Below are 23,489 nucleotides of genomic sequence, written 5' to 3'. Positions count from 1 at the left end.
GGATCATCGACGCATGGACGTCACCCTGCACCTCGCCCAGGACCCCGAAGCCGACGCGCTGCTCGGGCGCTCGCCGCTCGCCGCGCTGGTGGGCATGCTGCTCGACCAGCAGGTCCCGATGGAGTGGGCGTTCAAGGGGCCCCGGACCATCGCCGACCGGCTCGGCGCGGACGCCGCCGGGGACCTCGACGCGCACGACATCGCCGCGATGGACCCGGAGGCCTTCGCCGCGCTGCTCTCCGAGAAGCCGGCCGTGCACCGCTACCCGGGTTCCATGGCCAAGCGGATCCAGCAGCTGTGCCAGTACCTCGTGCAGCACTACGACGGGGACACCGAGGCGGTCTGGCGGGGCGTGGGCAGCGGCGCCGAACTGCTCAAGCGGCTGGAGGACCTGCCCGGGTTCGGCAAGCAGAAGGCACAGATCTTCCTCGCGCTGCTCGGCAAGCAGCTCGGGGTCACACCCCAGGGCTGGCGCGAGGCCGCGGGCGCCTACGGCGAGCCGCGGTCCTTCCGCTCCGTCGCCGACATCACCGGGCCCGAGTCACTGGCCAAGGTGCGGGCGCACAAGCAGGAGATGAAGGCGAAGGCCTCCGGCAAGTCGGGCCGATAGCCGTAGAGCCGATAGCCGTAGAAGGGCGGCGTGTTGTCCGCTGCGGGTGCGTGGTGGCTGTCGATCACCCGGCCCTAAAGGCCCGTAAAGGCACCCCGGGGCGTCACCCGAACGGCCTTCCCTGATGGCACGCGAGCCCCCCTCGATCACAGCATGAACCATGACCGAGGCACCGAACAGCGGTCCGGACTGGGGCCGCGAGTACGACGACCGGAAGGTCCACGCGACACCGCCGCCGGGTGAACGGCACGAGCCCGAGCCGCCGTTCGAGGGCCCGCTGCACGCCCTGTCCAAGGCCGCCTGGCAGGTGGTCCTGGTCACCGGGATCGCCTCGCTGATCCTCGGCGTCCTGGTGCTCGTCTGGCCGGGCGCCTCCCTGCTCGCCGCCGGTGTCCTCTTCGGCCTCTACCTCGTCATCAGCGGCATCTTCCAGCTGGCCTCCGCCTTCGGTACCCACATGGCGACCTCGCTGCGCGTACTGGCCTTCATCAGCGGCGCCCTGTCGATCCTGCTCGGACTGTTCTGCTTCCGCGGGCCCATGCAGTCGATCCTGCTGCTCGCGCTGTGGATCGGCATCGGCTGGCTGATCCGCGGGATCACCCAGACCCTGGCCGCCCTGCACGACTCCCGGATGCCCGGCCGCGGCTGGCAGATCTTCCTCGGGGTCATCACGTTCATCGCCGGCATCGTGCTCATCGACTCGCCGTTCCGGTCCGTCGCCGTGCTGACCCTCGTCGCCGGCATCTGGCTGGTCGTCGTGGGCATCACCGAGATCGTCACCGCGTTCAGCATCCGCAGCCGGGCCAGGGCAGTCCCGCGGACCGTGTGACCCGGACGCCGAGAACAGCGCCGTGAACACCCCCGTGAACACCGGTCAACCGCAGGCCTCGCGGGTACGCCGCACGGGCGGATCCGGACTCCGGAGTGCTGCATTCCCCGCCCGTCCCGGGCATACCCCTGCCGTGAGCGGGATCACGGGCCGCACCCGCAGCCATACCTGGCTGCGGGTGCTCGTGCTGCTCCTCGCCCTGTGGGTGCCCTGCGCCCATGCCCAGGCCCAGGCGGCCCCCGCGCTCGGCCTGTCGGCCGAGGCCTTCGAGCACGAGGCCCTCGACTCGCTCGTACGACCGCCCGACAGCGCCCTCCACCAGGCCGACGCGCCCGAACGCCCCGCGCCCCTCCCCGACCCGGCGCCGACCGGGCCGACGGCCCGCATGTGCCCCGGCACGCCCCGGGTGGCGTACGCCCCGCTCCTGCTCCGCACGGTGGTCCTGCGCTGCTGACAGACCCGCGCCCCTCGCGAAAGGGCACCGCGCAAGGTCAGTCAGACGCAAGGAGCACAGTCATGCCCATCGATCCCTATGCCGTCCTGCGCGCCCTGGTGCGCGCGGAGGCCCGGCGTGCGACGACACCCCGGCCGGAACAGAAGGACGAACCACAGCAGACACCGGAGGAACAAAACCGCTGAACCAACCCCGGCGGGGGCGGCACCCCACCACCCCCGCCGGACCTACGGCTACCCGCTGCCGCGATCCCGCGTCCCGCGCCCACCCTCGGCTGTACGGCCCGTCCTCGGCCGTACGGCTCGCCCTCGGCTGTACGGCTCGCCCTCGGCCGTACGGGGGAAACCGGCCGTGTCGAATTTCCGGCTCGCCGGAGGGTGAAGACGTACCCGGAGGCGGTCCTCCGTGCCTCGGCGCGGAGCGCGGCGGCGCCCTCGGGGGTGGCGGGCGGCCCGGTCTCGCTGTCACTCATCTCGGCCCCCTGCTCCCGGTAGCAGCGTTTTTGCCCCTTTTGGCGCATCTTTTCAAGCGGCGCACTCCGCCGCCATGGCTGCGCCCGGAAGGTCTTGACCGGTAGGCTTTCCGTGTGATCTTCAAGCGCATCGGAAACGGCCGGCCGTACCCCGACCACGGCCGGGAAAGCACCCGGCAGTGGGCGGACGTCGCGCCGCGCCCGGTCCGCCTCGATCAGCTCGTGACGACCAAGGGGCAGCTCGACCTGGAGACCCTGCTGGCCGAGGACTCGACGTTCTACGGCGACCTCTTCGCGCACGTCGTGAAGTGGCAGGGCGACCTCTATCTGGAGGACGGGCTGCACCGCGCGGTCCGCGCCGCCCTCCAGCAGCGCCAGGTGCTGCACGCACGCGTGCTCGAACTCGACTGACCCGGCGCGGCACGGCCGTTGCCCCTTGACCCTTTCGGGTTCCACTGAGCGGCATCGACTGATCATCTAATAGGCATCGTCGCTCGGGCGCACTACGCTGCGCCCATGAGCATGCTGACTCCCCCCGGCATGGGCGGCCAGTACCGGATCACGGGGGACAAATACCCTCGGATGCGTCCGCCGCGCCGACGCGGCAGGCTCGTGGCCGCCGTGGTGGCGGGCATCTGCGCGCTCGGCCTGATCGGCTGGGGCACCCTGCAGCTCATCGACGTCTTCGCCGGCGGCACCAAGAAGTCGACGGCCGCCGGCACCAAGGAGGACTGCCGGACCAAGGCCGCGGCGGCGGCCCGGGGCACGGCCCTGCCCAAGCCGGGCGAGATCACCGTGAACGTCTACAACGCCACCGGTCGCACCGGCCTCGCCAAGGACACCGCGGACGCGCTCAAGAAGCGTGGCTTCAAGATCGGCGACGTGGGCAACGCGAGCAAGGACTTCGACAAGAAGGTGAAGAACGCCGGGGTCCTGCTCGGCCCGCCCTCCGCCCAGAACACCTCACTGGCGGTCCTGGGCACCCAGCTGGCCGGCGCCCAGCAGCGCACCGACGCCACCCGCAAGGGCGCCGACCTCGACCTCATCCTCGGCGACACCTTCAAGGGCCTGTCCCAGCCGGCAGCGGCCGACCAGGCCCTGGCCAACCTGAACGCGCCCGCACCGACACCGGCGCCGCCGGCGAAGAAGGGCTGCTGAAGAAGCGCTGCTGAAGAAGAAGGGCCGCTGTAGCCGTACACCATCAGGCGCAAAACCACTCAGCGACCATTCAACGATCATTCAACGACCACTCAGCGAGCGGAAGACTACTCAGCCGCCCCGTAGAGGCGATCTCCCGCGTCGCCCAGCCCCGGCACGATGTACCCGTGCTCGTTGAGGCGGTCGTCCACCGCCGCGGTCACCACCGTCACCGGCGTCCCCGCCAGCTCCCGCTCCATGAGCTCGACGCCCTCGGGCGCGGCCAGGAGCACCACCGCGGTCACGTCATCGGCCCCGCGCTTGATCAGCTCCTGGATCGCCGCGACCAGCGTGCCCCCCGTGGCCAGCATCGGGTCCAGCACGTACACCTGGCGGCCCGAGAGGTCCTCCGGCATGCGCGAGGCGTACGTGGAGGCCTGCAGCGTCTCCTCGTTGCGGATCATGCCCAGGAAGCCGACCTCGGCGGTCGGCAGCAGCCGGACCATGCCGTCCAGCATGCCGAGACCGGCCCGCAGGATCGGCACGACCAGCGGGCGCGGACGGGCGAGCTTGACCCCGGTCGTCCCGGCGACGGGGGTCTGGATGTCGACCGCCTCGGTGCGCACGTCCCGCGTGGCCTCGTAGGCGAGCAGGGTGACCAGTTCGTCGGCCAGTCGGCGGAAAGTCGGGGAGTCGGTGCGCTGGTCGCGCAGCGTGGTGAGCTTGTGGGCGACCAGGGGGTGGTCGACGACGTGGAGACGCATGCCCATAACGGTACCTGCGCTCAGGACCCCCTGGTACTGGCGTCAAACCGCCCATCCGAGGGAAAGTTGGGAGGGACGGACTGGGGTGGTGTGACGTGCCTGACCTGCCTGACCTCCCGCAGAACTCGCCCGGGGACGCCGCCGGCTCCGCGGACACCGGCGAGCCCCCGATACGCGGCGCCGACGCACCCGAGACGGACGCCGAGCGGCGGCGTCGGCGCGCCCAGTTCCTGCGTGACCTCGCCGAGGCCCGTGAGCTGCGCGCCCGGGTCCAGCCGCGACGCGCCAAGGCCGCCCGGCTGCGCCACGCGATGCGCATGCGGACATTCCGCTGGTAGGCCGCCTGAAGGGGGAAAGCGCTTGGGCAAGGCCGGGTGAGAAAATTTCCGGGTGAGGAAGATCCACGCCCCTGGCGGAGTTTGCGTGGTGGGCGTGCGTGAGTGTCCGGCAAAGCCGCGTACGATCCGCAGGTGGCGGGAACGAGCGGTCGGTTGCGTCGATGACGGATCCACGATCGAAACAGCAGACACAGGGTGCCGAAGACGTCCCCTGAAAGCCTTGTTTCTGCCACGATTCCGAGTGGGTGGGGCTCGGAGCCCAGCTCTCTCCGCCCAAGTACCTCCGCCGGGGGGACCCCCAACCGGCACGCCTATGACCAGTGGGAGAGTCACGGTGTACTTCGCCGCACTGCTCGCGCGCACCGAAGACGGGTGGGAAGCGAGCGACACAGAGCTCGACGATGTGGAGACCCTGTCGGATCTGGCCGACCTGGCCCGGGAAGCCTCTCCCGACGACGACACGGTGCTCGTCCTGATCGAGCAGGAGGACGCCTGGTTCGGCGTCGTCCGCGTGGACGGCGAGGACGACCCTCGCATCTACGTCTCGGACGCCGCCGCCGCCCAGCGCAGCGCGTACGGCGAGCTGCTGCTCACCGACGAGCTGCTCGGCCGGGAGCCGGGCGCCGACGACGTCGACGACCTGGACTCCCTGGACCTCGACGGCACGGAGGACGGCGAGTCCGAGTCCGACGAGGACGACGAGGAGAGCGGCGCCGACGCGGTCCCGCACAGCCCGGTCGGCGACAGCCAGATCCTCGACGACCTGGGCATCAGTGAGAAGGAGCTGCGCTCGTTGGACGCCGACGACGCGCTGAGCTCGATCGCCGAGGCCCTGGGTGCCTCGGAGGTCCTGGAGACCGTCCGCTGACCGTCGAGAACCCGGCCGCCCCACCGGACCCGGTACGCGACCGCTGGCGGGCCGCGATGCGGCTCGCCCTGGGCGAGGCCGAACGGGCCGTCCAGGGCGGGGACGTCCCCGTCGGCGCCGTCGTACTGTCCCCGGACGGTACGACGGTGCTCGCCGCCGGGCACAACGAACGCGAGGCCACCGGAGATCCCACGGCCCACGCGGAGGTCCTCGCGATCCGGCGGGCCGCGGCGCTGCTCGGGGAGTGGCGGCTGTCCGGCTGCACGCTCGTGGTCACCCTGGAGCCGTGCACGATGTGCGCGGGCGCCATCGTCCAGTCCCGCATCGACCGGGTCGTCTACGGCGCCCGGGACGAGAAGGCCGGCGCGGCGGGCTCGCTGTGGGACGTGATCCGCGACCGACGGCTCAATCACCGTCCGGAGGTCGTCGAGGGCGTACTCGCGGCGGAGTGCGCCCGGGTCCTCACCGATTTCTTCCGGGACCGGTGACCGGACCGGTCACGGGACCGCCGAATTCCGATTTCGAACCATGCCCCACCTTGCTGTAAGGTCTCCCTCGGTAGCGTGTCCGAGCGGCCGAAGGAGCTCGCCTCGAAAGCGAGTGTGGCGCAAGTCACCGAGGGTTCAAATCCCTCCGCTACCGCTCGAAGAAGGGCCCCGTCAAAAGACGGGGCCCTTCGTACGTCCTGAGGAAGGGACGCGGCGGACCGGACCCTCAAGTGCGCGCCGCCTTCGGGAGGATGTCGCGGCCCGCACCCCGCAGTCGGGGTCCTGTCCCCGCCCCGCGGATTCCTGCCGGACCCGCCGGGCACCGTCCATCCTGCGCCGCGCGGCCGTCGATCGGGCCCGGCAAAAGACCTCGGACGGCGGGCCGTTGGTCCCTAAAAGGGGCGTGAAGGTTACACTCGCCGCCGTCAGCAGGGCGCCTACAGGGCATACAGGGCAGGGGAGGCCGCGGTGGCGGTGAACGCCAAGAAGATCGCCATATACGTGCTCGTGGTCTTCTGTCTGTACGTGATCATCACGGACCCGCCCAAGGCGGCCCACTACGTCCAGATAGTCTTCGAGGGCATATCGGACGCCGCCAAGGCCGTGGGCACCTTCATGACCTGGGTCGCCAACGGAGGAAAGAGCTGAGGTACATCCCATGATCCGCCATCTGGTCCTCTTCAGGCTCAACGAGGGCGTCGAGCGCGACGATCCGCGGGTCGTGGCCGGGGTGGAGGCCTTCCGGGCCCTCGGCGGCCAGATCGAGGAGCTGCGCTTCTGGGAGTGCGGCTGGAACGTCAGCGACCGGCCGATCGCCTACGACTTCGCGATCAACTCGGCGGTCGAGGACACCGACGCCCTCAAGCGCTATCTGGAGCATCCGGCCCATCAGGCGGGGGTCGCGCTGTGGCGCGAGTTCGCCACGTGGGTGATCGCGGACTACGAGTTCTGAGCCCTTCGGGACCTCTGATCGTGTTGCAGCCCTCCGCCGGAACGGCGGGGGGCTTTCGTCTGCGCGGGCCCCGACTTGAAGATGTTTGAAAACAACACGGCGTTATCTGGTGCTTGCACACAGTGCACATCTCTTGTGATGCTATGACCACTTTTGACGGATAGTTGACCGATGAAGAGGTGGCGTTGACCGTGTCGGCCAGTACTGCGCCGCCCCAGGAAGAGGCATCCGCTCCCGTCCCCACGCCCGCCCCCACGCCCGCTCCCCCAGCCCCCGAGAAGCGGCGCGGTGCCGACACCCGAGCCCTCACCCAGGTGCTCTTCGCCGAGCTGAAGGACCTGACGCCGGGCACTGCGGAGCACCACCGGGTGCGCGGAGCGCTGATCGAGGCGAACCTCCCGCTCGTGCGCTACGCGGCCGCCCGCTTCCGCTCCCGCAACGAGCCGATGGAGGACGTCGTCCAGGTCGGCACCATCGGCCTGATCAACGCCATCGACCGGTTCGACCCGGACCGGGGCGTGCAGTTCCCGACCTTCGCGATGCCGACCGTGGTCGGTGAGATCAAACGGTACTTCCGGGACAACGTCCGCACCGTCCACGTACCGCGCCGGCTGCACGAGCTGTGGGTGCAGGTCAACAGCGCGACCGAAGACCTGACCACGCTCTACGGCCGCTCCCCGTCCACCGCCGAGATCGCCGAGCGGCTCCGGATCAGCGAGGACGAGGTGCTGAGCTGTATCGAGGCGGGACGGTCGTACCACGCCACCTCGCTGGAGGCCGCGCAGGAGGGCGACGGACTGCCCGGCCTGCTGGACCGCATCGGCTACGAGGACCCGGCCCTGGACGGCGTGGAACACCGCGACCTGATCCGGCATCTGCTCGTCCAACTCCCCGAGCGCGAACAGAGAATCCTTCTCCTGCGCTACTACAGCAATCTCACCCAGTCACAGATCAGTGCCGAACTCGGCGTCTCCCAGATGCATGTCTCCCGGCTCCTCGCCCGCAGCTTCCAGCGGCTGCGCTCCGCGAATCGCATCGACGCATAGCGGCCGCAGAAGCCCTTGAGGCGGAGCACAGCGGGCGCACGGAAGCACGCACCCGAACACGCCCTGCATCGCAAACCCGATCGATGCCTCACCGCCGCGGGCGAATCGCTCACCAGCACAGATGCCGACAGTTCAGACCCGAATTAGCGTCAGACCCCCTCTTTCCAGGGCCGATTCGCATCTTGCATGTCGACATGTCACTACAGCGTGTTGCCGACATGTGACATTCTGCGGGAGACGCGTTTGCCGGGCCTTCCGCTCCGGTATTCAGGTGAAGGCTGCGTTGCTCGAAAGGCGGCGCCGCCCCGACCGTCCCGCGACCCAAAGGGGGTGGCATGTCCGCAGACCAGGGCAGCTCGAAGGTGCTGACGCCCGCGACGAGCGAGGCAGCGCCCAAGGAGCTCGACGCGCTCGACGTCCTCCACGGCATCGAGGGCGTCACGGCCCTCGATGCCGTGCCGGCCCCGCCCGCCGCGGTGGCCGCCGACATCCCGGCCCCGCCGGCCTCGGGGGACATCGACACCCGCACCCTGTCCCGCTCCCTCTTCCTGCGGCTCGCCGCCCTCGGCGAGGACAGCCCGGAGCGGGCCTACGTGCGGGACACCCTGATCGAGCTGAATCTGCCGCTGGTCCGCTACGCGGCCGCGCGCTTCCGCTCCCGCAACGAGCCGATGGAGGACATCGTCCAGGTCGGCACCATCGGCCTGATCAAGGCGATCGACCGCTTCGACTGCGAACGGGGCGTGGAGTTCCCGACGTTCGCCATGCCGACGGTGGTCGGCGAGATCAAGCGCTTCTTCCGGGACACCTCCTGGTCGGTGCGCGTCCCGCGCCGGCTGCAGGAGCTGCGCCTGGCGCTGACCAAGGCGAGCGATGAGCTGTCCCAGAAGCTGGACCGCTCCCCGACGGTGACGGAGCTGGCCGCGGTGCTCGGCGTCTCCGAGGAGGACGTGGTCGACGGCCTCGCCGTCGGCAACGCGTACACCGCCTCCTCGCTGGACTCCCCGGCCCCCGAGGACGACGGCGGCGAGGGCTCCCTGGCCGACCGGCTCGGCTACGAGGACACCGCCCTGGAGGGCGTGGAGTACCGCGAGTCCCTGAAGCCCCTGCTGGCCAAACTCCCGCCCCGGGAGCGCCGGATCATCATGCTGCGCTTCTTCGCCAACATGACCCAGTCGCAGATCGGCGAGGAGGTCGGCATCTCCCAGATGCACGTCTCCCGGCTGCTGACCCGGACGCTGGCCCAGCTGCGGGAAGGCCTGATCTCCGACTGAGGGTCCGGTCCCGAAGGTTCACTTCTGACGAACCGTCAGCGACACTGGCCCGATGCTGCGAGCGACAGGGCCGAAGGACACCGCTCGAACGACACGTGCGACATGGACACGTGGCCGCCGAGGCGCCGTTACGGCTGCGTCGGCGGCCGTCGTCGTTCTGGGCGGGGTGGCTGCCGCGTGCGGAAGTCACGGTTCGGGCGGCGGCTATGTCGCGGTCGGCGCGGCGGGCGGCCCGCAGCGAGGGGGCACGGCGGCGCCCACACCGACCGGCTCGGTGTCACTGGTACCGCTGGACGGCGGGAAGGGTGACGGGAGCACGCCGGGCAGCGGCTCGGGGCAGGGCGACTCCCCGTCCGGCACGCCCGGTTCGGGACAGCCGAGCGGCTCGTCCGGCACCGGCGGCCCGGAGCGGACCGCACCCTCGCCGGGCACACCCGCCCCTTCCGGCGACATCGGCGGCACATCCGGTCCCACCACACCCGCCACACCCGCGCCGCCCGTATCCGGCGCGCCCACCCCAACTCCCGGCGGCGGCGCGCCTGTCGGCCCCGCCGCGCTCTCCTGGGGCAGGCCCACGACGAAGCCGGCGGATCAGCGCTGGTGCCAGAAGGTCACCGTCGCCTTCCGCAACTCCGGTGGCACGGCGGTGCGTTCGGGCTCGGTGACGTTCGGGACGCACATCATCGGCCTGCTCGGTATCGACTGGGGGACGGTCGACTCGACCGCCGGCCTGCCGGTGCCGATCGCGCCGGGCGCGCGCAGGAGTCCCACCTGGACGGTGTGCGTCGACGCCTGGCGCGTGCCGCTCGGCATGCACATCGAGACGCGGGACGTGTCCGTCCGGTGGAAGTAGGAGAAGCGGGCGCCGAGAGCGCCGTACTCCTTGAGCGTCGTACTCCTTACATGAGCGCCAGCCAGGCCACGCCCGCCACCACGGCGACGGCCACGATGACGCCGATGATCAAGCCGATGCGGGGACCGGAGGAGGCGGAGGCGGCGGCCTGCGCCTGGCGCCCCTGGGGAGCCTCGTCGACGAACGCGCGGAACATCTGGGTGCTGCCGGCGGGGTCGTAGTTGCCCTGGGGGCCCTGGGTGTTAGCCATGGCCCGAGACATTAGCGAATCCAGGTGACCGGCCCAAGTGCGGGGCCACCGGGACAGAGGGGGGCACCTCACCCGCACCGACCTGCACGTTTACGTTCGCAATACTTGCCTTTGCCAAGTTTTTGCGCCACCGGACGCCGATTTGTTTGCCTGCAGCAACCAAGCAGATCTATGGTTGCCCGAAGCAACGAATACGGGAGGTGTGATGGCCGAGCAGGCGCAATTCGAAGAGCTGGCGCGTCAGCTCAGTGCCGTCGGAGCCGTGAAACGGGACATGGGGCGGATCCTGCCGCCCGACTGTCCGGCCGGTTCGGCCGCCGTGCTGACCCTGCTCGGCCGCCACGGGGACATGCGCATGAGCAAGCTCGCGGAGCTGCTCGCCGTGGACATGTCGGTCACCAGCCGGCATGTCGCGCACGTCGCCGCGCGCGGCTGGATCGAACGGCACCCGGACCCGGCGGACAAGCGCTCGCGCATCCTGCGCCTGACGCCCGCGGGCCTGGCACAGCTGGACGAGCTGTCCCGGCGGACCACGCGGCTGCTGGCCGAACGGCTCGCCGACTGGACCGACGACGAGGTCGGCCAGCTGATCCGGCTGATGACCCGGCTGCGCGACTCGTTCGGCGACTGCCGGTCCGCACCGCTCCGGCTCCCCGCGCCCGGGGTCCACGAGACCGCGCTCGCGGTCTACGCATCCGCTCCCGTAGTCGAAGAGACCACCCGTACACCCGCAAACACGTAAGAGAAGGAAGCCCATGGCAACGACCACACCAGCCGGTGTGCGGGCTCATGCCAAGCACGGGGGAGGCTCCGCCGAGCACGCCCCGATGACGCACCGGCAGATCATGGAGGCCCTGTCCGGCCTCCTCCTCGGCATGTTCGTGGCGATCCTGTCGTCCACGATCGTCTCCAACGCCCTCCCGCACATCATCGGAGACCTCGGCGGCGGCCAGTCCGCCTACACATGGGTGGTCACCGCCGCCCTGCTGTCGATGACGGCGGCCACTCCCCTGTGGGGCAAGCTCGCCGACCTGTACAGCAAGAAGGCTCTCGTCCAGATAGCCCTCGTCATCTACGTGGTCGCCTCGATGGCGGCCGGTCTGTCGCAGAACCCGGGCATGCTGATCACCTTCCGGGTGTTCCAGGGCATCGGTGTCGGCGGTCTGTCGGCCCTCGCCCAGATCGTCATGGCGGCGATGATCTCCCCGCGTGAGCGCGGCCGCTACTCCGGCTACCTGGGCGCGACCTTCGCCGTCGCCACCGTCGGCGGCCCGCTGCTCGGCGGTGTCATCACCGACACCTCCTGGCTGGGCTGGCGCTGGTGCTTCTACGTCGGTGTCCCGTTCGCGATCATCGCGCTGATCGTGCTGCAGAAGACCCTGCACCTGCCCGTGGTCAAGCGGGAGGTCAAGGTCGACTGGGGCGGCGCGTTCTTCATCTCGGCCGCTGTCTCGCTGCTGCTGATCTGGGTCACCTTCGCCGGTGACAAGTACGACTGGCTGTCCTGGCAGACGTACGCCATGGTCGGCGGTTCGGTCGTCCTCGGCGCACTGTTCGTGCTCGTCGAGTCCAAGGTGAGCGAGCCGATCATCCCGCTGCGCCTGTTCAAGAACCGCACCATCACCCTGGCGTCCCTCGCCTCCCTGTTCGTCGGTATCGCGATGTTCACCGGCACGGTGTTCTTCAGCCAGTACTTCCAGCTGGCCCGGGACAAGTCCCCGACGATGTCCGGCGTCATGACCATCCCCATGATCGGCGGCCTGTTCGTCTCCTCCACCGTCTCGGGTCAGTTCATCACCCGCACCGGCCGCTGGAAGGCATGGCTGGTCAGCGGTGGCGTCCTGGTGACGGCCGGCCTGTGCCTGCTCGGCTCCATCCGGTACGACACCGCGTACTGGAAGATGGCGATCTTCATGGCGCTGCTGGGTCTCGGCATCGGCATGATGATGCAGAACCTGGTGCTCGCCACGCAGAACCAGGTGGCCCCGTCCGACCTCGGCTCGGCCAGCTCCACGGTCACCTTCTTCCGCTCCCTCGGCGGCGCGGTCGGCGTCTCCGCGCTCGGCGCGGTGATGTCCCACCGGATCACGCACTACGTCCAGGACGGCATCTCCGCCCTGAGCCCGAAGTACCAGGCGGCTCTGGCGGGCTCCAGCTCCACCGACAGCATCCCGGACATGAGCAAGCTGCCGGCGCCGCTGCGGACGCTGCTGGAGAGCGCCTACGGCCACGGCATCGCCGACGTCTTCTTCATCGCCGGCTGCCTCGCCGCCCTCGCCTTCCTGATCACCCTGTTCATCAAGGAGGTCCCGCTGAAGACCAAGGGTGCGCTCGCCCAGGCCGCCGAGGCCGACGCCCCGGCCGCCGCCCCCGTGGAGGCCGTCGTGGAGACCGTTGTGGAGAACGCCGTGCAGGAACCCGCACAGCAGCAGGTGCCCAGCTGGGCCACCCCCGTCGTCTCGGACACCTTCGAGGCCCCGGCCACCGCCGCCCAGCCGGTGGCGACCGCCGTCGCCACCCTCTCCGAGCCCGGCACGGGTGCGGGCGGCGGCACCCCGGTGCACGGCTTCGTCCGCGGCGCCGAGAGCGCCCCGGTCCCGCAGGCCGCGGTCACCCTGATCTCGCTGGCCGGCCGCCAACTGGGTCGCGCGGTGGCCCAGTTCGACGGCTCCTACTCCCTCGACGCCCCGGGCACGGGCTCGTACGTCCTGATCGCCTCCGCCGACGGCTACCAGCCGCAGGCCTCCACGATCGTGGTGGGCGAGGAGCCGCTGTCGTACGACATCCTGCTCAGCGGCACCAGCGGGCTGACCGGTGTGGTCCGGGCCGCCGGGAGCGCGCTGCCGGTCAAGGACGCGATGGTGATCGTCACCGACGTCCGCGGTGACCTGCTGGCCACCGCCGCCACCGGCGAGCAGGGCGAGTTCGGCTTCGCCGACCTGGTGCCGGGCACGGTCACCATGGCCGTCAACGCGAGCGGGTTCCGGCCGCGCGCGCTGCCCGTCGAGATCGGCACCACCGGGGTCACCCGGATCGAGATCGACCTGGACGCCGGCGCCCGCCTCCAGGGTGTCGTCAAGGCCCCGCACGGACCGCTGGCCGACGCCCGCGTGACCCTCGTCGACCAGGCGGGCAACGTGGTCGGCACGGCCACCACCGGCACGGACGGCGCGTACGCCTTCACCGACCTGGACAGCGGCGAGTACACCGTCATCGCGACGGGTTACCCGCCGGCGGCGACGGCCCTGACCGTGGCCGGCACCGGAGTCGACGGCCACGACATCCGGCTCGCCCACCCCGGCGAGTAGTTCCACCCGGCCCGTGGCGGGGCACGCTCCGACCGGAGAAGCCCCGCCACGGGCGGGTTGCCCATATGACGCACATGCGACCGATTTTGTAAGGCTTTGCAGGGAGAAACGGGATGGGACTGACCGCGAAGATCCGTACGCGGGACGGGTGGGCCGTGTCGCACGCGGTCGTCACGGTGACCGACATGACCGGTACGCAGGTGCTGCGCGCCGAGACGGACGCCGAGGGAGCCGTACGGGATGCCACCGAGCTGGCACCGGGGGCGTACACGGTGATCGTGACGGCCGTGGGGTACGCCCCCGTGGCCTCCTCCGCGATCGTCACCGCGAGCGGCCGGGCCGAGGTCGGCACGGTCACCCTGGCCCGCCAGGGCGGCAGCGAACTGCCGCCGCCCGGGCCCTGGACCATCGACCCGGTGCACTCCTCCGTCGCCGCGGTCGCCCAGCACCTGGGGATCTCCAGCGTGCACGGCCGGTTCACGGAGTTCGGCGGCACGATCGAGATCGCGCCGGACGACGTCACCAAGTCCCGCGTGGAGGCGGTCATCAGGGCCGCGTCCGTCGACACGGGCAACGGTATGCGCGACACGCACCTGAAGTCCGGGGACTTCCTGGACGTCGAGCGGCACCCGGAGCTCACGTACCGCTCCACGGGTCTGACCGCGGCCGGCTCGGACCGCTGGACGGTCCACGGCGAACTGTCCATGCACGGCGTCGTACGACCGGTCGACCTGGACCTCGCCTACCTCGGCACCGGCGCGGACCCCTGGGGCGGCACGCGCGCCGCGTTCCGCGCGACCGCCGAACTGCACCGCGAGGACTTCGCGATGAACTACAACCAGGTGCTGCAGGCCGGGATCGCCGCCATCGGTACGACGCTGAGGGTGGAGCTGGACATCCAGGCGGTACAAGGCGACTCCCTGCCGACCGCTTGAGGGGTGACCGCGCCGCCACGACGTACTCGCGGACGGGCCTGCGGTGTCAGCGCCCCTGCGCCGGGGCACGGGCCGCGAGTACCGGAATGGAAGCGATCTTCTCCGGGTCCAGGTGCTCCCAGACCAGTCCGGCCGGGCGGTACGGTGACGGGCAGGAGATGACCTCGTCGGGTGTGACGATGAGGTCCACCCCGAAGTCGTGATCAGTTGCCGGGAGATCCTCGTCCAGCACTTGAAGCGAGTGGACGGTGGACACGACCACCGTGCGGTCGCTGATCAGGCCGGCCTCCATCAGGAACGCGAACTCAAGATCCGAATACCCGGCTCCCTTGCCGATACGTGCACCTGCCCGGTTTACCGCAACGCTCCCGACGACCACCATGTCGACCGGCTGGAGATCGGCAACTTCGACTCGTGGAGCCACAGTTGCCGCAATCTTGCTGGAAGCTGCCTCCTGGGGTGCGACGGAGAGCGCGGCGGGGTCAAGAAGGTAAAAGGGGCGCGGGTCGGCGAGTTTCGGCACCGCCATGAAGACGGTTTTTCCCTCCGCGAGGGCACGCGCGCGTACGGGCAGTTGGGCTTTGTCGGGTACGGCCTTGATGACGCGTGCGTTGTGCCAGGGCTCAAGCTCGGCGAGTCGGTCTGCCGCGGTTTCAGAGCCTTTGAAGTTCGGGATACGGCCATGAGCCGTTGCATCGAGGACGGCACTTGACGCGTCGAGCAGGCTCCAGACCTTCTCGCGTACTTGCTGCTTCTCCTGGTCCACCTGTGCACGCATGCGGGGCTCCTTCATGCCTTGGTCATGCCGCTTCCATCAACGCCATCAGCCGGTCCTGTGCCTCCTGCACCGCGGGGTCGTTCCGCCATGGACGCATCTCTCGGGCGGCTCGGAAGACGATGTTGATTCCACCACCTCCGCGTGTGCCGCGCAGTTCGCTCACAGCGTCGTTGAACGCGATGAGTGCGGCGTCCAGGTCGCCGTTGCGGAGGCGGGCCAGAGTGAGGTTGCCGAGGACGATCGCCCGGGACTTGCGCCGGTCGTGCAGCGCATCGGCAGTGTGAACCAGGAGTTCTTCGGCTTTGCGGTAGTCGCCGAGGGAGAGGTAACAGGAGCCGGCCAAGCGGCCGAAGTGAGTGGGAGAGAACAGCTCATGGGCCGCGTCCGCGCCGTGAGCCTGGCTCAAGTGTCGTTCACCGCCTGTCAGAGCGCGTTCGCACTCGCCTGTCTCGCCAAGGTAGGCGTATGCCTCCGCAGCATGGAGCATGGCGAGCCCCGTGAGGACGTGGCTGGTGTACCGGGCCGTACGGGCTGCCTGGAGTGCCAAATCCAAGCCTTCTTGGTAGTTGTTCGCCCCGTAGAGGGCCACGTGGCAGGTCCGTAAGAGGGCGTGCCCTTCCGTGTTCGCGTCGCCCAGGTGGCGAGCCACTTCGACGCTCTGCGAGTAGTACGAACGGGCTGTGGTGTGGTCTCGTCGCTGAGACGCGTCCCAGACGAGCTGCCCCATGAAGGTCGTCGCATCCGCCTGGAGAATCCGCATCTCCCCGAGATCCCCGCCCGCGAACTCGCCCTGTACGCACGGGCCGTCGAGACGCTGCGTGGCATGAACGTGCCCGTCGTCGTCCTCGACACCGGGAGGGCCACTCCATCGGAGGGAGCCGCACAGATCGCCTCGTCCATCACCCGCCGCCCCGGTAGCGTCGGCCCCAGTGACCCCGACTCGCTCACGGTGACCAGATGACAGCCATCCTCGACACGCACGTGATCCTGCGCAGCGGTGACAAGATCCTCATGTCCCAGCGCGGCGGCTCCTACGGCAACGGCCGATGGCATGTCCCGTCCGGGAAGCTCGACCCCGACGAGCCGTTGCCCGACGGCGCCGCGCGGGAACTCCTCGAAGAGACCGGCGTCACCGTGGACCCCGCGCATCTGCGCATGGTCCACGTCGTCCACCACCGCCAGGCGGAGGGCGACCGTGTCGGCTTCTTCTTCCTGGCCACCGAGTGGACCGGCGAACCCGTCAACCGCGAGCCTGACAAGTGCCTCGACCTGCGATGGTTCGATGTGCACGACCTCCCGGACGACATCATCGAGTACCCCGCCGCAGGGCTGCGCGGCTATCTCTCCGGCACCGGCACGCTCACCCTGCACGACTGGTAATCCGCCCCGGCGTAGGCACAGCAGGGTCAGCCACCGGGGCGGACATTGCCCCTAGGCTGCGTTGCCATGGCACCGAACATCGCGACCAACACCCGTGTATCGCTCGCCGAACTGCTGGACTTCGTACGCCCCCGGCACCGGGCCCTGCTCATCACCCGCCGCGCCGACGGCGGGCCGCAGGCCTCTCCGCTGACCTGCGGGGTCGACGACGCGGGCCGGATCGTCGTCTCGACCTACCCCGAGCGCGCCAAGACCCGCAACGCCCGGCGCGACCCCCGGGTCAGCCTGCTCGTCCTCAGCGACGAGTGGAACGGCCCCTGGGTCCAGATCGACGGCACGGCCGAGGTCATCGACGCCCCCGACTCGGTGGAACCGCTGGTCGAGTACTACCGCAACATCGCCGGCGAACACCCCGACTGGGACGAGTACCGAGCGGCGATGGTGAAGCAGGGCAAGTCGATCATCCGCATCACGCCCGAGCGCTGGGGCCCGGTCGCCACGGGAGGCTTTCCGGCGCGGCTCGTGACGGACCAGTAGACACCGCTCACCCACCCGACGGACGGAGTCCGGCGCAGCACCCCGAAGCCTGCGAAGCAGTGCGAGGGGCGCAGACAAGAGGGGCCCGAGCGGCGATGGTGAAGCAAGGCAAGTCGATCATCCGCATCACGCCCGAGCGCTGGGGCCCGGTCGCCACCGGCGGGTTCCCGGCGCGGCTCGTGACGGACCAGTAGTCAGCCGCGTTCGACCATCGCCTCGATGCCGGCGATCAGCAGGTCCAGGGCGAAGGTGAAGTCGCGGTCGAGCATTTCGGCGACCGTGTCCCCGCCACGGGCCGCCATGATGTCCTTGGACTCCCGGATGACCTCGGCGGTCTCCGGCGTCTCGTTCACCGCGTCCATGGCCAGGCGGAAGTACTCGTCCGGGGTCATACCCGCGGCCGCGACCCGGGCGGCGAAGTGGCTCTCGATCGTGCCGTAGCCGTACACGAACTGGAAGACGGCCGAGATGGCACCGGTGATGCCGTGCGCGGGCAGCCCCGCCCGGCGGACCACCCGCTGGACCACCCGGGAGAAGGCCAGCGAGTTCGGGCCGATGTTGAGGTAACGCCCCGCCAGCGGTGACAGCCAGGGGTGGCGCACCAGCAGAACCCGGTACTCGCCGGCCAGCCCGCGCAGCTGCTCGCGCCAGTCCTCGCCCGCGGCCTCGGGGTCGGGCAGCCGCAGTTCGCCGAAGGCGGCGTCCAGGGCGAGTTCGAGCAGGTCGTCCTTGGTGTCGACGTACCAGTACAGGGACATCGCGGTGACGTTCAGCTCGGCGGCCAGCCGCCGCATCGAGAACTTCGCCAGCCCCTCGGCATCGAGCAGCCGCACGGACGCGCCGGTGATCCGTTCCCGGTCCAGCCCGGAGGGCTGACTGCCGCTACGACCACCCCGACGGGCCTTCTCCTCCAGCCACACACTGGCTCGCGCCGACCGACCCGCATCCTTCACCACCGGCGCACCTTTCTCGATTCCGGCCACTGGACCAACCTAAAGGGGCGCCCCGCCACCCCGCTGCCCCGAGCTCTCAGGCGGCCACCCGTTCCGCCCGCCGGAGCAACCCCGCTGCCACGAATCCTCCCATCAGCACAGCAACCGCCCCCACCATCTGACCGGCCCCGAGCCCGGCCGACAACGACTCCCCCGAAGCCACGGAAGAGCTCAGCACGGCACCCAGAACGGCGACACCAAGACCGTTCCCGAATTCGGCAAGGGTGCCGTTGATACCGGCTCCGACCCCCGCCTTCTCCGGAGGAATCGCACTCATGATGGCGTGCGCCATCGCCGGGTTGGCGATCGCGCACCCCGCGCCGATCAACAGCAGACCGAGCAGCGTCCCGCCGTATCCCCCGGAGTCCAGCTCCGCTATGGCCACCAGTCCGCAGGACATCAGCACCATTCCGAGCGCGATGGACACCGGCGTACCCAGTCGTCCGGACCACTTCGCCGACAGCCCGGAGAAGTTGAGCACCACGACCGTCAGCGCCAGCGGAGCGGTCCGCAGCCCCGCCTCCAAGGGCCCGTATCCGAGCACGAACTGCAGATGCTGGGTGAGCAGGAACAGCGCCCCGCCCATGCCGAAAGTGATGAGCACGGCCCCGGACACCGCGCCGATGAACCGCTGGTTGCGGAAGAAATGGACGTCGAGCATCGGATCGGCGACACGGCTCTCCCACCAGGCGAAGGCACCGAGCACCAGCACCGCCACCGGGACCGAGACGAGGACGTGCGCCGACGTCCAGCCATACCGCGGCCCGGAGATGATCGCGAAGACGAGCGAGGCCATACCGATGGTCGACAGTACGGCGCCCAGCAGGTCCGGGCGGTCGCCCCGGGGGTTCTTGGACTCCGGCACCAGGGCCACCACCGCGACCAGGCCCAGCGCCGCGACGGGGATGTTGATCAGGAAGATCGCACCCCACCAGAAATGGTTCAGCACGAACCCCCCGATGAGCGGACCCCCCGCAAAGCCGAGCGCGGCCACCGCGCTCCAGATCCCGATCGCCTTCGGCTGCTCCTCGGGCGTGAAGATCTGCATGGCCACGGCGAGCGTGGTGGTGAGCAGCAGCGCGCCGCCGATGCCCATGCCGGCCCGCGCGGCGATCAACTGGCCGGTGGACCCGGCGAGTCCGGCCACCAGCGAGCCGATGCCGAACAGGGCGAGCCCCGTGACGAGCATCTTCTTGCGGCCGTAGCGGTCGGCGGCGCTGCCCGCGGTGAGCAGCAGCCCGGACTGCACCAGGGAGTAGGCGTTGATCATCCACTGGATGTCGGAGGTGGCCGCGTGCAGCTCGTGGGTGAGCGAGGGGATGGCCACGTTCAGAACGGTGTTGTCGAGCAGCACGGTGAGCTGCGCGAGACAGATGACGCCGAGGATCAGCCAGCGCTGGGGATGACCTTGACGGCTTTGGGGAGCAGACATGTCGTACACCGTATAGCAGTGCCTATACGGTGTACGACTCCTTTTTCCGTCGGCAGAACTACCGCCGTCAGCCGCTCTTCTTCTGCGTGAGGTCGTAGAAGGTGGCCGAACCGACCGTCACCTTTTTGAAGGTCTTCTGGACCCACGAGCTGATCTGCGAAGCGGTGCCGTTGCTGCTGCCGCCCCTGCCACCGCCGATGCCGCCGCCCATGCCGCCGCCCGCGATGAAGTAGTGGACCCTTCCGTCCTCCACGTACTTCATGAACTGCGCCAGCGTCGGGGACGGGTCGGTGCCGTTGAAGCCGCCGATCGCCATCACGGGGTCGCCGGTGGCGAGCTGGTAGCTGGCCGCGTTCTGAGACCCGATGGACGCGGCGGCCCAGGTGTACCGGGACGCGTTCTTCTCCAGCAGCTGCTTCGCGGCGGAGGAGACGTTCGCGCCGTTCAGCAGGCCGCCGGCACCCATACCGCCGCCCAGACCGCCCTCGCCCCACCGGCCGCCGCCGGGGAACCCGTTGCCGTTCAGCCGGCCCTGGCCGTTCTGGCCCTGCCGGCCTTGGCCGTTCTGGCCCGGCATGCCCCCGCCCGGGAAGCCACCGGTACCGCCGCCCGGGAAACCGTTGCCCTGCCCATGCCCCTGCTGCCCCCGCATGCCGCCGCCGAAGCCGCCGCGCATGGCGCCGGCCTTGCCGCCGCCCATCCGGCCGCCGCCGAAGCCCATCATGCTCGCACCCGCCGGACCGGCCGTCGGGATGGAGCCGGTGTGCGCGGAGTCCACTGTGCTCAGGGTGTTCGCCGTCGGGCCGGCGAGCGCGGCCACCAGGCCCACCGCCGCCGCCCCGAGGGCCAGTTGCCGGGAGATGCGGCCGACGAAGACGAGGCCCAGCGCGGCCGCCAGACCGCCGATCAGCACCAGCCACTTCAGCCAGGGGAGATAGCTGGAGGTGCGGTTGAGCAGGACGTATCCCCAGATCGCCGCGGCCACGACGGACGCGGCGAGCGTGATCGACGCCCAGATCTCCGTGCGCCGCTCCCACAGCAGCCCGGCACCCATGCCGATGACGGCCGCCAGGTAGGGCGCGAGCGCCACCGTGTAGTACTGGTGGAAGATGCCCGCCATGTAGCTGAAGACCACCATCGTGATCAGCAGCGAGCCGCCCCACACCAGGAACGAGGCCCGGGTGACGGACGTACGGCGCGTCTTCCTGGTCGCCCACAGGCCCGCGACCAGCAGGATCAGCGCGGCCGGGAGCAGCCAGGAGATCTGGCTGCCGATCTCGGAGCTGAACATCCGGTCCCAGCCGGTCGCACCCCACCGGCCCGAGCTGCCCGCGCCGCCACCACCACCACCGCCACCGCCACCGCCGCCGACGCTGCCGGTCTCGTCGCCGTTGATGCGGCCGAGGCCGTTGTAGCCGAAGGTCAGCTCCAGGAAGCTGTTGTTCTGCGAACCGCCGATGTAGGGGCGGGAGGAGGCCGGCCACAGCTCCACGATCGCCACCCACCAGCCACCGGAGACGACCAACGCGGCCGTGGCGAGGGCCAGTTGACCGAGGCGCTTCCTCAGCTTCACCGGGCCGCAGACGGCGTAGACGATCGCCAGCGGCGGCAGGATCAGGAACGCCTGCAGGGTCTTGGCGAGGAACGCGAAGCCGATGGCCACGCCCGCCCACACCAGCCACTTCGTGCGGCCGTCCTCCACCGCCCGTACGACGAAGTAGCAGGCCAGCGCCATCAGCAGGGCCAGCATTGCGTCCGGGTTGTCGAACCGGAACATCAGCGCCGCGACCGGGGTGAGTGCGAGCACCGCGCCCGCGACCAGACCGGCCACCGGGCTGAACCGGCGCCGTACCGCCGCGTGCACGACCGCCACTGTGCCGACGCCCATCAGGACCTCGGGGGTGAGGATCGCCCAGGAGTTCAGGCCGAAGATCCGCACCGACAGCTCCATAGGCCACAGGAAGGCCGACGGTTTGTCGACGGTGATCGCGTTGCCCGCGTCCAGCGAACCGAAGAAGAACGCCTTCCAGGACTTGCTGCCCGCCTGTACGGCCGCCGAGTAGAAGGAGTTGGCGTAGCCGGAGGCGCTGAGGTTGTAGAGGTAGAGCACGAGGGTGGCGGCCAGCAGGCCGAGGAGGGCCGGGCGCGCCCAGCGCGGATCCTCGGGCCGGCCGCGCCACAGTCTGTGGACGAACGGCTGCTTGGGCTCAGCACCGGCCCGGTGGGGGTGCGGGGCAGCGGTCGGTGCCGGGCCCCAGGCGGCGGGGCTGCCCGCCTGCGTGGACTGGTCGTAGTGCGCGGTCATCGGGGATCCCCCGGATCGGTGTCGTGAGGGCGCACCGGCTGCAGGTGCGGGGTGGCGTCCCTCCAGCTGCCGTCCCCGGCTGCACCGGCGCGGACCTGGGTGGTCTGGTGCGGTTGCTCGTACGGCTGCTGTCCGTACGACTGCCCGTACGACTGCCGTCCGTACGACTGCTGGCGCGGCACCGGCCGCTGCGGCAGCGGTGCGTACGGAGCGGCGGTGACGGCCGTCGAGTCGGTGCCGGAGCCGTCGCGGTCCGGGAAGACCCAGGCGCGGAAGAGCAGGAAACGCAGCACGGTCGCGGCGAGGTTGGCGGCGATCAGCACCGCCAGCTCGGTGGAATGCGCCGGGTTGTCGCCGGCCGCGTTCAGGGCGGCCAGGGAGCCGCTGGTCAGCACGAGACCGATGCCGAAGACGACCAGGCCCTGCGCCTGGTGCCGTACGGCGCCGGCCCGGCCGCGCACCCCGAAGGTGAGCCGGCGGTTGGCGGCCGTGTTGGCGATCGCCGAGACCAGCAGGGCGAGCGCGTTGGCGACCTGGGAGCCGGAGAACTGCCGGAAGAGGCTGTAGAGGACGAGGTAGAAGAGGGTGGACAGGCCGCCGACGACGCAGAAGCCGACGAGCCGGCGGGTAAGTCCCTTGGGGACGTCGGTGAGATCGCGGTCGCGCGGGTCGTCACCGAAGGGCCTGGTCAGCCGGTCCAGCGCGAGCGAACCGGTGGCCAGTGCCCGGCCGACCCGCCACACGCCCCGCAGGTCGTCCGTGGCCGTCTTCACGAGGTGCACGGTGGAGTCCGGGTCGTCGACCCAGTCGACCGGCACCTCGTGGATCCGGAGCCCCGCCCGCTCGGCGAGCACCAGCATCTCGGTGTCGAAGAACCAGCCGGTGTCCTCCACCAGCGGCAGCAGCACCTGCGCCACATCCCGCCGGATCGCCTTGAAGCCGCACTGCGCGTCGGAGAAGCGGGCCTGGAGCGAACCGCGCAGGATCAGGTTGTAGGCCCGGCTGATGAACTCCCGCTTGGGGCCGCGCACGACCCGGGAGGAGCGGGCGAGCCGGGAGCCGATCGCGAGGTCCGAGTGACCGGAGATCAGCGGCGCCACCAGCGGCAGCAGGGCGTTGAGGTCGGTGGACAGGTCGACGTCCATGTAGGCGAGGATCGGCGCGTTCGACGCCGACCACACGGTCCTGAGGGCCCGCCCCCGGCCCTTCTGCTCCAGGCGGAAGTGGGTGACCTCGGGGATCTCCTGCTCCAGCCGCGCGGCCACCTGCGGGGTGGTGTCCGTCGACGCGTTGTCCGCGATCGTGATGCGGAACGCGTACGGGAAGGTGCGCTTGAGGTGCTCATGCAGCCTGCGCACACATGGCTGGAGGTCCTTCTCCTCGTTGTAGACGGGGATCACTACGTCCAGGACAGGCGTACCGGCGTCGCCGGCCGGGAGGTGCTCCCGCGCCGGCAGAGTGCCGGGAGAAGAGTCGGTTCGCATGGA

General features: G+C 70.2%; 28 protein-coding genes, 1 tRNA gene and 1 pseudogene. 22 read left to right on the top strand and 8 right to left on the bottom strand.

Annotated features, from left to right (window positions below; genetic code table 11):
- Nucleotides 1–13: 13 nt before the first annotated feature.
- The 6 genes from AB5L52_RS22895 (at nucleotide 14) to AB5L52_RS22870 (ending at nucleotide 3,523) form a co-directional block, all read left to right on the top strand.
- Nucleotides 14–610 carry an HhH-GPD-type base excision DNA repair protein gene (locus AB5L52_RS22895; protein ID WP_351016615.1) on the top strand — a complete coding sequence of 199 codons (597 nt, stop codon included), beginning with the start codon at nucleotides 14–16 and terminating at the stop codon, nucleotides 608–610.
- 160 nt (nucleotides 611–770) lie between these two features.
- On the top strand, nucleotides 771–1,439 hold the full coding sequence (locus AB5L52_RS22890; protein WP_351016617.1) for an HdeD family acid-resistance protein: 669 nt from the start codon (nucleotides 771–773) through the stop codon (nucleotides 1,437–1,439).
- Nucleotides 1,440–1,572: 133 nt separating this feature from the next.
- The gene (locus AB5L52_RS22885) at nucleotides 1,573–1,893 is read left to right on the top strand and encodes a hypothetical protein (protein WP_351016620.1); all 321 of its coding nucleotides are present in this window, start codon (nucleotides 1,573–1,575) and stop codon (nucleotides 1,891–1,893) included.
- Nucleotides 1,894–1,955: 62 nt separating this feature from the next.
- A complete protein-coding gene (locus AB5L52_RS22880) occupies nucleotides 1,956–2,078 on the top strand; it encodes a hypothetical protein (protein ID WP_351016623.1) in 123 nt (40 codons plus the stop codon).
- Between the two features lie 401 nt (nucleotides 2,079–2,479).
- Nucleotides 2,480–2,776, top strand: a complete 297-nt coding sequence (locus AB5L52_RS22875) for a type II toxin-antitoxin system VapB family antitoxin (RefSeq protein WP_003999914.1) — start codon at nucleotides 2,480–2,482, stop codon at nucleotides 2,774–2,776.
- Nucleotides 2,777–2,881: 105 nt separating this feature from the next.
- Nucleotides 2,882–3,523, top strand: coding sequence for a LytR C-terminal domain-containing protein (locus tag AB5L52_RS22870; RefSeq protein WP_369365878.1), 642 nt, complete (start codon nucleotides 2,882–2,884; stop codon nucleotides 3,521–3,523).
- Nucleotides 3,524–3,630: 107 nt separating this feature from the next.
- Here AB5L52_RS22870 and upp read toward each other — a convergent pair whose 3' ends face one another.
- On the bottom strand, nucleotides 3,631–4,266 hold the full coding sequence (gene upp, locus AB5L52_RS22865; protein WP_351016630.1) for a uracil phosphoribosyltransferase: 636 nt from the start codon (nucleotides 4,264–4,266) through the stop codon (nucleotides 3,631–3,633).
- A gap of 95 nt (nucleotides 4,267–4,361) precedes the next feature.
- Here upp and AB5L52_RS22860 point away from each other — a divergent pair, with 95 nt between their 5' ends.
- The 9 genes from AB5L52_RS22860 (at nucleotide 4,362) to AB5L52_RS22820 (ending at nucleotide 10,085) form a co-directional block, all read left to right on the top strand.
- Nucleotides 4,362–4,604, top strand: a complete 243-nt coding sequence (locus tag AB5L52_RS22860) for a hypothetical protein (protein ID WP_351016633.1) — start codon at nucleotides 4,362–4,364, stop codon at nucleotides 4,602–4,604.
- Between the two features lie 334 nt (nucleotides 4,605–4,938).
- A complete protein-coding gene (locus tag AB5L52_RS22855) occupies nucleotides 4,939–5,472 on the top strand; it encodes a hypothetical protein (RefSeq protein ID WP_351017396.1) in 534 nt (177 codons plus the stop codon).
- A gap of 56 nt (nucleotides 5,473–5,528) precedes the next feature.
- Nucleotides 5,529–5,960, top strand: coding sequence for a tRNA adenosine(34) deaminase TadA (gene tadA, locus AB5L52_RS22850; RefSeq protein WP_351016636.1), 432 nt, complete (start codon nucleotides 5,529–5,531; stop codon nucleotides 5,958–5,960).
- 69 nt (nucleotides 5,961–6,029) lie between these two features.
- Nucleotides 6,030–6,114 (top strand) — tRNA-Ser (locus tag AB5L52_RS22845).
- Between the two features lie 314 nt (nucleotides 6,115–6,428).
- On the top strand, nucleotides 6,429–6,608 hold the full coding sequence (locus AB5L52_RS22840) for a hypothetical protein (RefSeq protein WP_351016639.1): 180 nt from the start codon (nucleotides 6,429–6,431) through the stop codon (nucleotides 6,606–6,608).
- A gap of 10 nt (nucleotides 6,609–6,618) precedes the next feature.
- Nucleotides 6,619–6,912 (top strand): Dabb family protein, encoded by a 294-nt coding sequence (locus AB5L52_RS22835; protein ID WP_351016641.1) that lies wholly within the window; start codon nucleotides 6,619–6,621, stop codon nucleotides 6,910–6,912.
- Between the two features lie 185 nt (nucleotides 6,913–7,097).
- Entirely contained in the window at nucleotides 7,098–7,958 is an 861-nt protein-coding gene (locus AB5L52_RS22830; RefSeq protein WP_369368953.1) for an RNA polymerase sigma factor SigF, read from the top strand.
- A gap of 335 nt (nucleotides 7,959–8,293) precedes the next feature.
- Nucleotides 8,294–9,232: an RNA polymerase sigma factor SigF gene (locus tag AB5L52_RS22825; RefSeq protein ID WP_351016644.1), complete on the top strand. Its 939-nt coding sequence runs from the start codon at nucleotides 8,294–8,296 to the stop codon at nucleotides 9,230–9,232.
- A 166-nt stretch (nucleotides 9,233–9,398) separates the two neighbouring features.
- Nucleotides 9,399–10,085 carry a hypothetical protein gene (locus tag AB5L52_RS22820; RefSeq protein WP_369365873.1) on the top strand — a complete coding sequence of 229 codons (687 nt, stop codon included), beginning with the start codon at nucleotides 9,399–9,401 and terminating at the stop codon, nucleotides 10,083–10,085.
- Between the two features lie 46 nt (nucleotides 10,086–10,131).
- On the opposite strand, the gene AB5L52_RS22815 is transcribed toward AB5L52_RS22820, so the two are convergent.
- A complete protein-coding gene (locus tag AB5L52_RS22815; protein ID WP_351016650.1) occupies nucleotides 10,132–10,335 on the bottom strand; it encodes a hypothetical protein in 204 nt (67 codons plus the stop codon).
- Between the two features lie 205 nt (nucleotides 10,336–10,540).
- On the opposite strand from AB5L52_RS22815, the gene AB5L52_RS22810 reads away from it, so the two are divergent.
- The 3 genes from AB5L52_RS22810 to AB5L52_RS22800 all read left to right on the top strand — a co-directional run bounded on the left by AB5L52_RS22810 (nucleotide 10,541) and on the right by AB5L52_RS22800 (nucleotide 14,578).
- Nucleotides 10,541–11,077, top strand: a complete 537-nt coding sequence (locus tag AB5L52_RS22810) for a MarR family transcriptional regulator (RefSeq protein ID WP_351016653.1) — start codon at nucleotides 10,541–10,543, stop codon at nucleotides 11,075–11,077.
- 13 nt (nucleotides 11,078–11,090) lie between these two features.
- Nucleotides 11,091–13,643: an MFS transporter gene (locus AB5L52_RS22805; RefSeq protein ID WP_369365871.1), complete on the top strand. Its 2,553-nt coding sequence runs from the start codon at nucleotides 11,091–11,093 to the stop codon at nucleotides 13,641–13,643.
- A gap of 113 nt (nucleotides 13,644–13,756) precedes the next feature.
- Entirely contained in the window at nucleotides 13,757–14,578 is an 822-nt protein-coding gene (locus AB5L52_RS22800; protein WP_351016659.1) for a YceI family protein, read from the top strand.
- A 46-nt stretch (nucleotides 14,579–14,624) separates the two neighbouring features.
- On the opposite strand, the gene AB5L52_RS22795 is transcribed toward AB5L52_RS22800, so the two are convergent.
- Both AB5L52_RS22795 and AB5L52_RS22790 read right to left on the bottom strand, forming a co-directional pair.
- A complete protein-coding gene (locus AB5L52_RS22795) occupies nucleotides 14,625–15,356 on the bottom strand; it encodes a 5-formyltetrahydrofolate cyclo-ligase (protein ID WP_351571029.1) in 732 nt (243 codons plus the stop codon).
- A 22-nt stretch (nucleotides 15,357–15,378) separates the two neighbouring features.
- The gene (locus tag AB5L52_RS22790; RefSeq protein ID WP_369365868.1) at nucleotides 15,379–15,762 is read right to left on the bottom strand and encodes a hypothetical protein; all 384 of its coding nucleotides are present in this window, start codon (nucleotides 15,760–15,762) and stop codon (nucleotides 15,379–15,381) included.
- Between the two features lie 204 nt (nucleotides 15,763–15,966).
- Here AB5L52_RS22790 and AB5L52_RS22785 point away from each other — a divergent pair, with 204 nt between their 5' ends.
- The 4 genes and pseudogenes from AB5L52_RS22785 to AB5L52_RS22770 all read left to right on the top strand — a co-directional run.
- Entirely contained in the window at nucleotides 15,967–16,317 is a 351-nt protein-coding gene (locus AB5L52_RS22785) for a hypothetical protein (protein WP_369365866.1), read from the top strand.
- Nucleotides 16,314–16,736 (top strand): NUDIX domain-containing protein, encoded by a 423-nt coding sequence (locus tag AB5L52_RS22780; RefSeq protein ID WP_369365864.1) that lies wholly within the window; start codon nucleotides 16,314–16,316, stop codon nucleotides 16,734–16,736. The genes AB5L52_RS22785 and AB5L52_RS22780 overlap by 4 nt, the downstream gene beginning before the upstream one ends.
- A gap of 66 nt (nucleotides 16,737–16,802) precedes the next feature.
- Nucleotides 16,803–17,273: a PPOX class F420-dependent oxidoreductase gene (locus AB5L52_RS22775; RefSeq protein WP_351016665.1), complete on the top strand. Its 471-nt coding sequence runs from the start codon at nucleotides 16,803–16,805 to the stop codon at nucleotides 17,271–17,273.
- Nucleotides 17,274–17,359: 86 nt separating this feature from the next.
- Nucleotides 17,360–17,467: pseudogene (locus tag AB5L52_RS22770) on the top strand (PPOX class F420-dependent oxidoreductase); the annotation flags it as partial.
- On the opposite strand, the gene AB5L52_RS22765 reads toward AB5L52_RS22770, so the two are convergent.
- The 4 genes from AB5L52_RS22765 to AB5L52_RS22750 all read right to left on the bottom strand — a co-directional run bounded on the left by AB5L52_RS22765 (nucleotide 17,468) and on the right by AB5L52_RS22750 (nucleotide 23,486).
- On the bottom strand, nucleotides 17,468–18,229 hold the full coding sequence (locus tag AB5L52_RS22765) for a TetR/AcrR family transcriptional regulator (protein ID WP_351016668.1): 762 nt from the start codon (nucleotides 18,227–18,229) through the stop codon (nucleotides 17,468–17,470).
- A gap of 73 nt (nucleotides 18,230–18,302) precedes the next feature.
- Nucleotides 18,303–19,697 carry an MFS transporter gene (locus AB5L52_RS22760; protein ID WP_351016671.1) on the bottom strand — a complete coding sequence of 465 codons (1,395 nt, stop codon included), beginning with the start codon at nucleotides 19,695–19,697 and terminating at the stop codon, nucleotides 18,303–18,305.
- 67 nt (nucleotides 19,698–19,764) lie between these two features.
- Nucleotides 19,765–22,002: a glycosyltransferase family 39 protein gene (locus AB5L52_RS22755; protein WP_369365860.1), complete on the bottom strand. Its 2,238-nt coding sequence runs from the start codon at nucleotides 22,000–22,002 to the stop codon at nucleotides 19,765–19,767.
- Nucleotides 21,999–23,486 (bottom strand): glycosyltransferase, encoded by a 1,488-nt coding sequence (locus tag AB5L52_RS22750; RefSeq protein ID WP_369365858.1) that lies wholly within the window; start codon nucleotides 23,484–23,486, stop codon nucleotides 21,999–22,001. Before AB5L52_RS22750 ends, AB5L52_RS22755 begins: the two co-directional genes overlap by 4 nt.
- Nucleotides 23,487–23,489 lie beyond the last annotated feature (3 nt).

Source organism: Streptomyces sp. CG4, assembly GCF_041080655.1.
Classification (GTDB): domain Bacteria; phylum Actinomycetota; class Actinomycetes; order Streptomycetales; family Streptomycetaceae; genus Streptomyces.
The sequence above is the reverse complement of the archived record's forward strand: the minus strand, read 5'-3'. Positions and strand labels throughout refer to the sequence as shown.

What these genes read in the sequence shown, in the direction of transcription:
- AB5L52_RS22895 (WP_351016615.1), top strand. Translation starts at nt 14, where the DNA reads ATGGACGTCACCCTGCACCTCGCCCAGGACCCCGAAGCCGACGCGCTG.
- AB5L52_RS22890 (WP_351016617.1), top strand. Translation starts at nt 771, where the DNA reads ATGACCGAGGCACCGAACAGCGGTCCGGACTGGGGCCGCGAGTACGAC.
- AB5L52_RS22880 (WP_351016623.1), top strand. Translation starts at nt 1,956, where the DNA reads ATGCCCATCGATCCCTATGCCGTCCTGCGCGCCCTGGTGCGCGCGGAG.
- AB5L52_RS22870 (WP_369365878.1), top strand. Translation starts at nt 2,882, where the DNA reads ATGAGCATGCTGACTCCCCCCGGCATGGGCGGCCAGTACCGGATCACG.
- upp (WP_351016630.1), bottom strand. Translation starts at nt 4,266, where the DNA reads ATGCGTCTCCACGTCGTCGACCACCCCCTGGTCGCCCACAAGCTCACC.
- tadA (WP_351016636.1), top strand. Translation starts at nt 5,529, where the DNA reads ATGCGGCTCGCCCTGGGCGAGGCCGAACGGGCCGTCCAGGGCGGGGAC.
- AB5L52_RS22835 (WP_351016641.1), top strand. Translation starts at nt 6,619, where the DNA reads ATGATCCGCCATCTGGTCCTCTTCAGGCTCAACGAGGGCGTCGAGCGC.
- AB5L52_RS22825 (WP_351016644.1), top strand. Translation starts at nt 8,294, where the DNA reads ATGTCCGCAGACCAGGGCAGCTCGAAGGTGCTGACGCCCGCGACGAGC.
- AB5L52_RS22815 (WP_351016650.1), bottom strand. Translation starts at nt 10,335, where the DNA reads ATGGCTAACACCCAGGGCCCCCAGGGCAACTACGACCCCGCCGGCAGC.
- AB5L52_RS22810 (WP_351016653.1), top strand. Translation starts at nt 10,541, where the DNA reads ATGGCCGAGCAGGCGCAATTCGAAGAGCTGGCGCGTCAGCTCAGTGCC.
- AB5L52_RS22805 (WP_369365871.1), top strand. Translation starts at nt 11,091, where the DNA reads ATGGCAACGACCACACCAGCCGGTGTGCGGGCTCATGCCAAGCACGGG.
- AB5L52_RS22800 (WP_351016659.1), top strand. Translation starts at nt 13,757, where the DNA reads ATGGGACTGACCGCGAAGATCCGTACGCGGGACGGGTGGGCCGTGTCG.
- AB5L52_RS22795 (WP_351571029.1), bottom strand. Translation starts at nt 15,356, where the DNA reads ATGCGTGCACAGGTGGACCAGGAGAAGCAGCAAGTACGCGAGAAGGTC.
- AB5L52_RS22780 (WP_369365864.1), top strand. Translation starts at nt 16,314, where the DNA reads ATGACAGCCATCCTCGACACGCACGTGATCCTGCGCAGCGGTGACAAG.
- AB5L52_RS22775 (WP_351016665.1), top strand. Translation starts at nt 16,803, where the DNA reads ATGGCACCGAACATCGCGACCAACACCCGTGTATCGCTCGCCGAACTG.
- AB5L52_RS22760 (WP_351016671.1), bottom strand. Translation starts at nt 19,697, where the DNA reads ATGTCTGCTCCCCAAAGCCGTCAAGGTCATCCCCAGCGCTGGCTGATC.
- AB5L52_RS22755 (WP_369365860.1), bottom strand. Translation starts at nt 22,002, where the DNA reads ATGACCGCGCACTACGACCAGTCCACGCAGGCGGGCAGCCCCGCCGCC.
- AB5L52_RS22750 (WP_369365858.1), bottom strand. Translation starts at nt 23,486, where the DNA reads ATGCGAACCGACTCTTCTCCCGGCACTCTGCCGGCGCGGGAGCACCTC.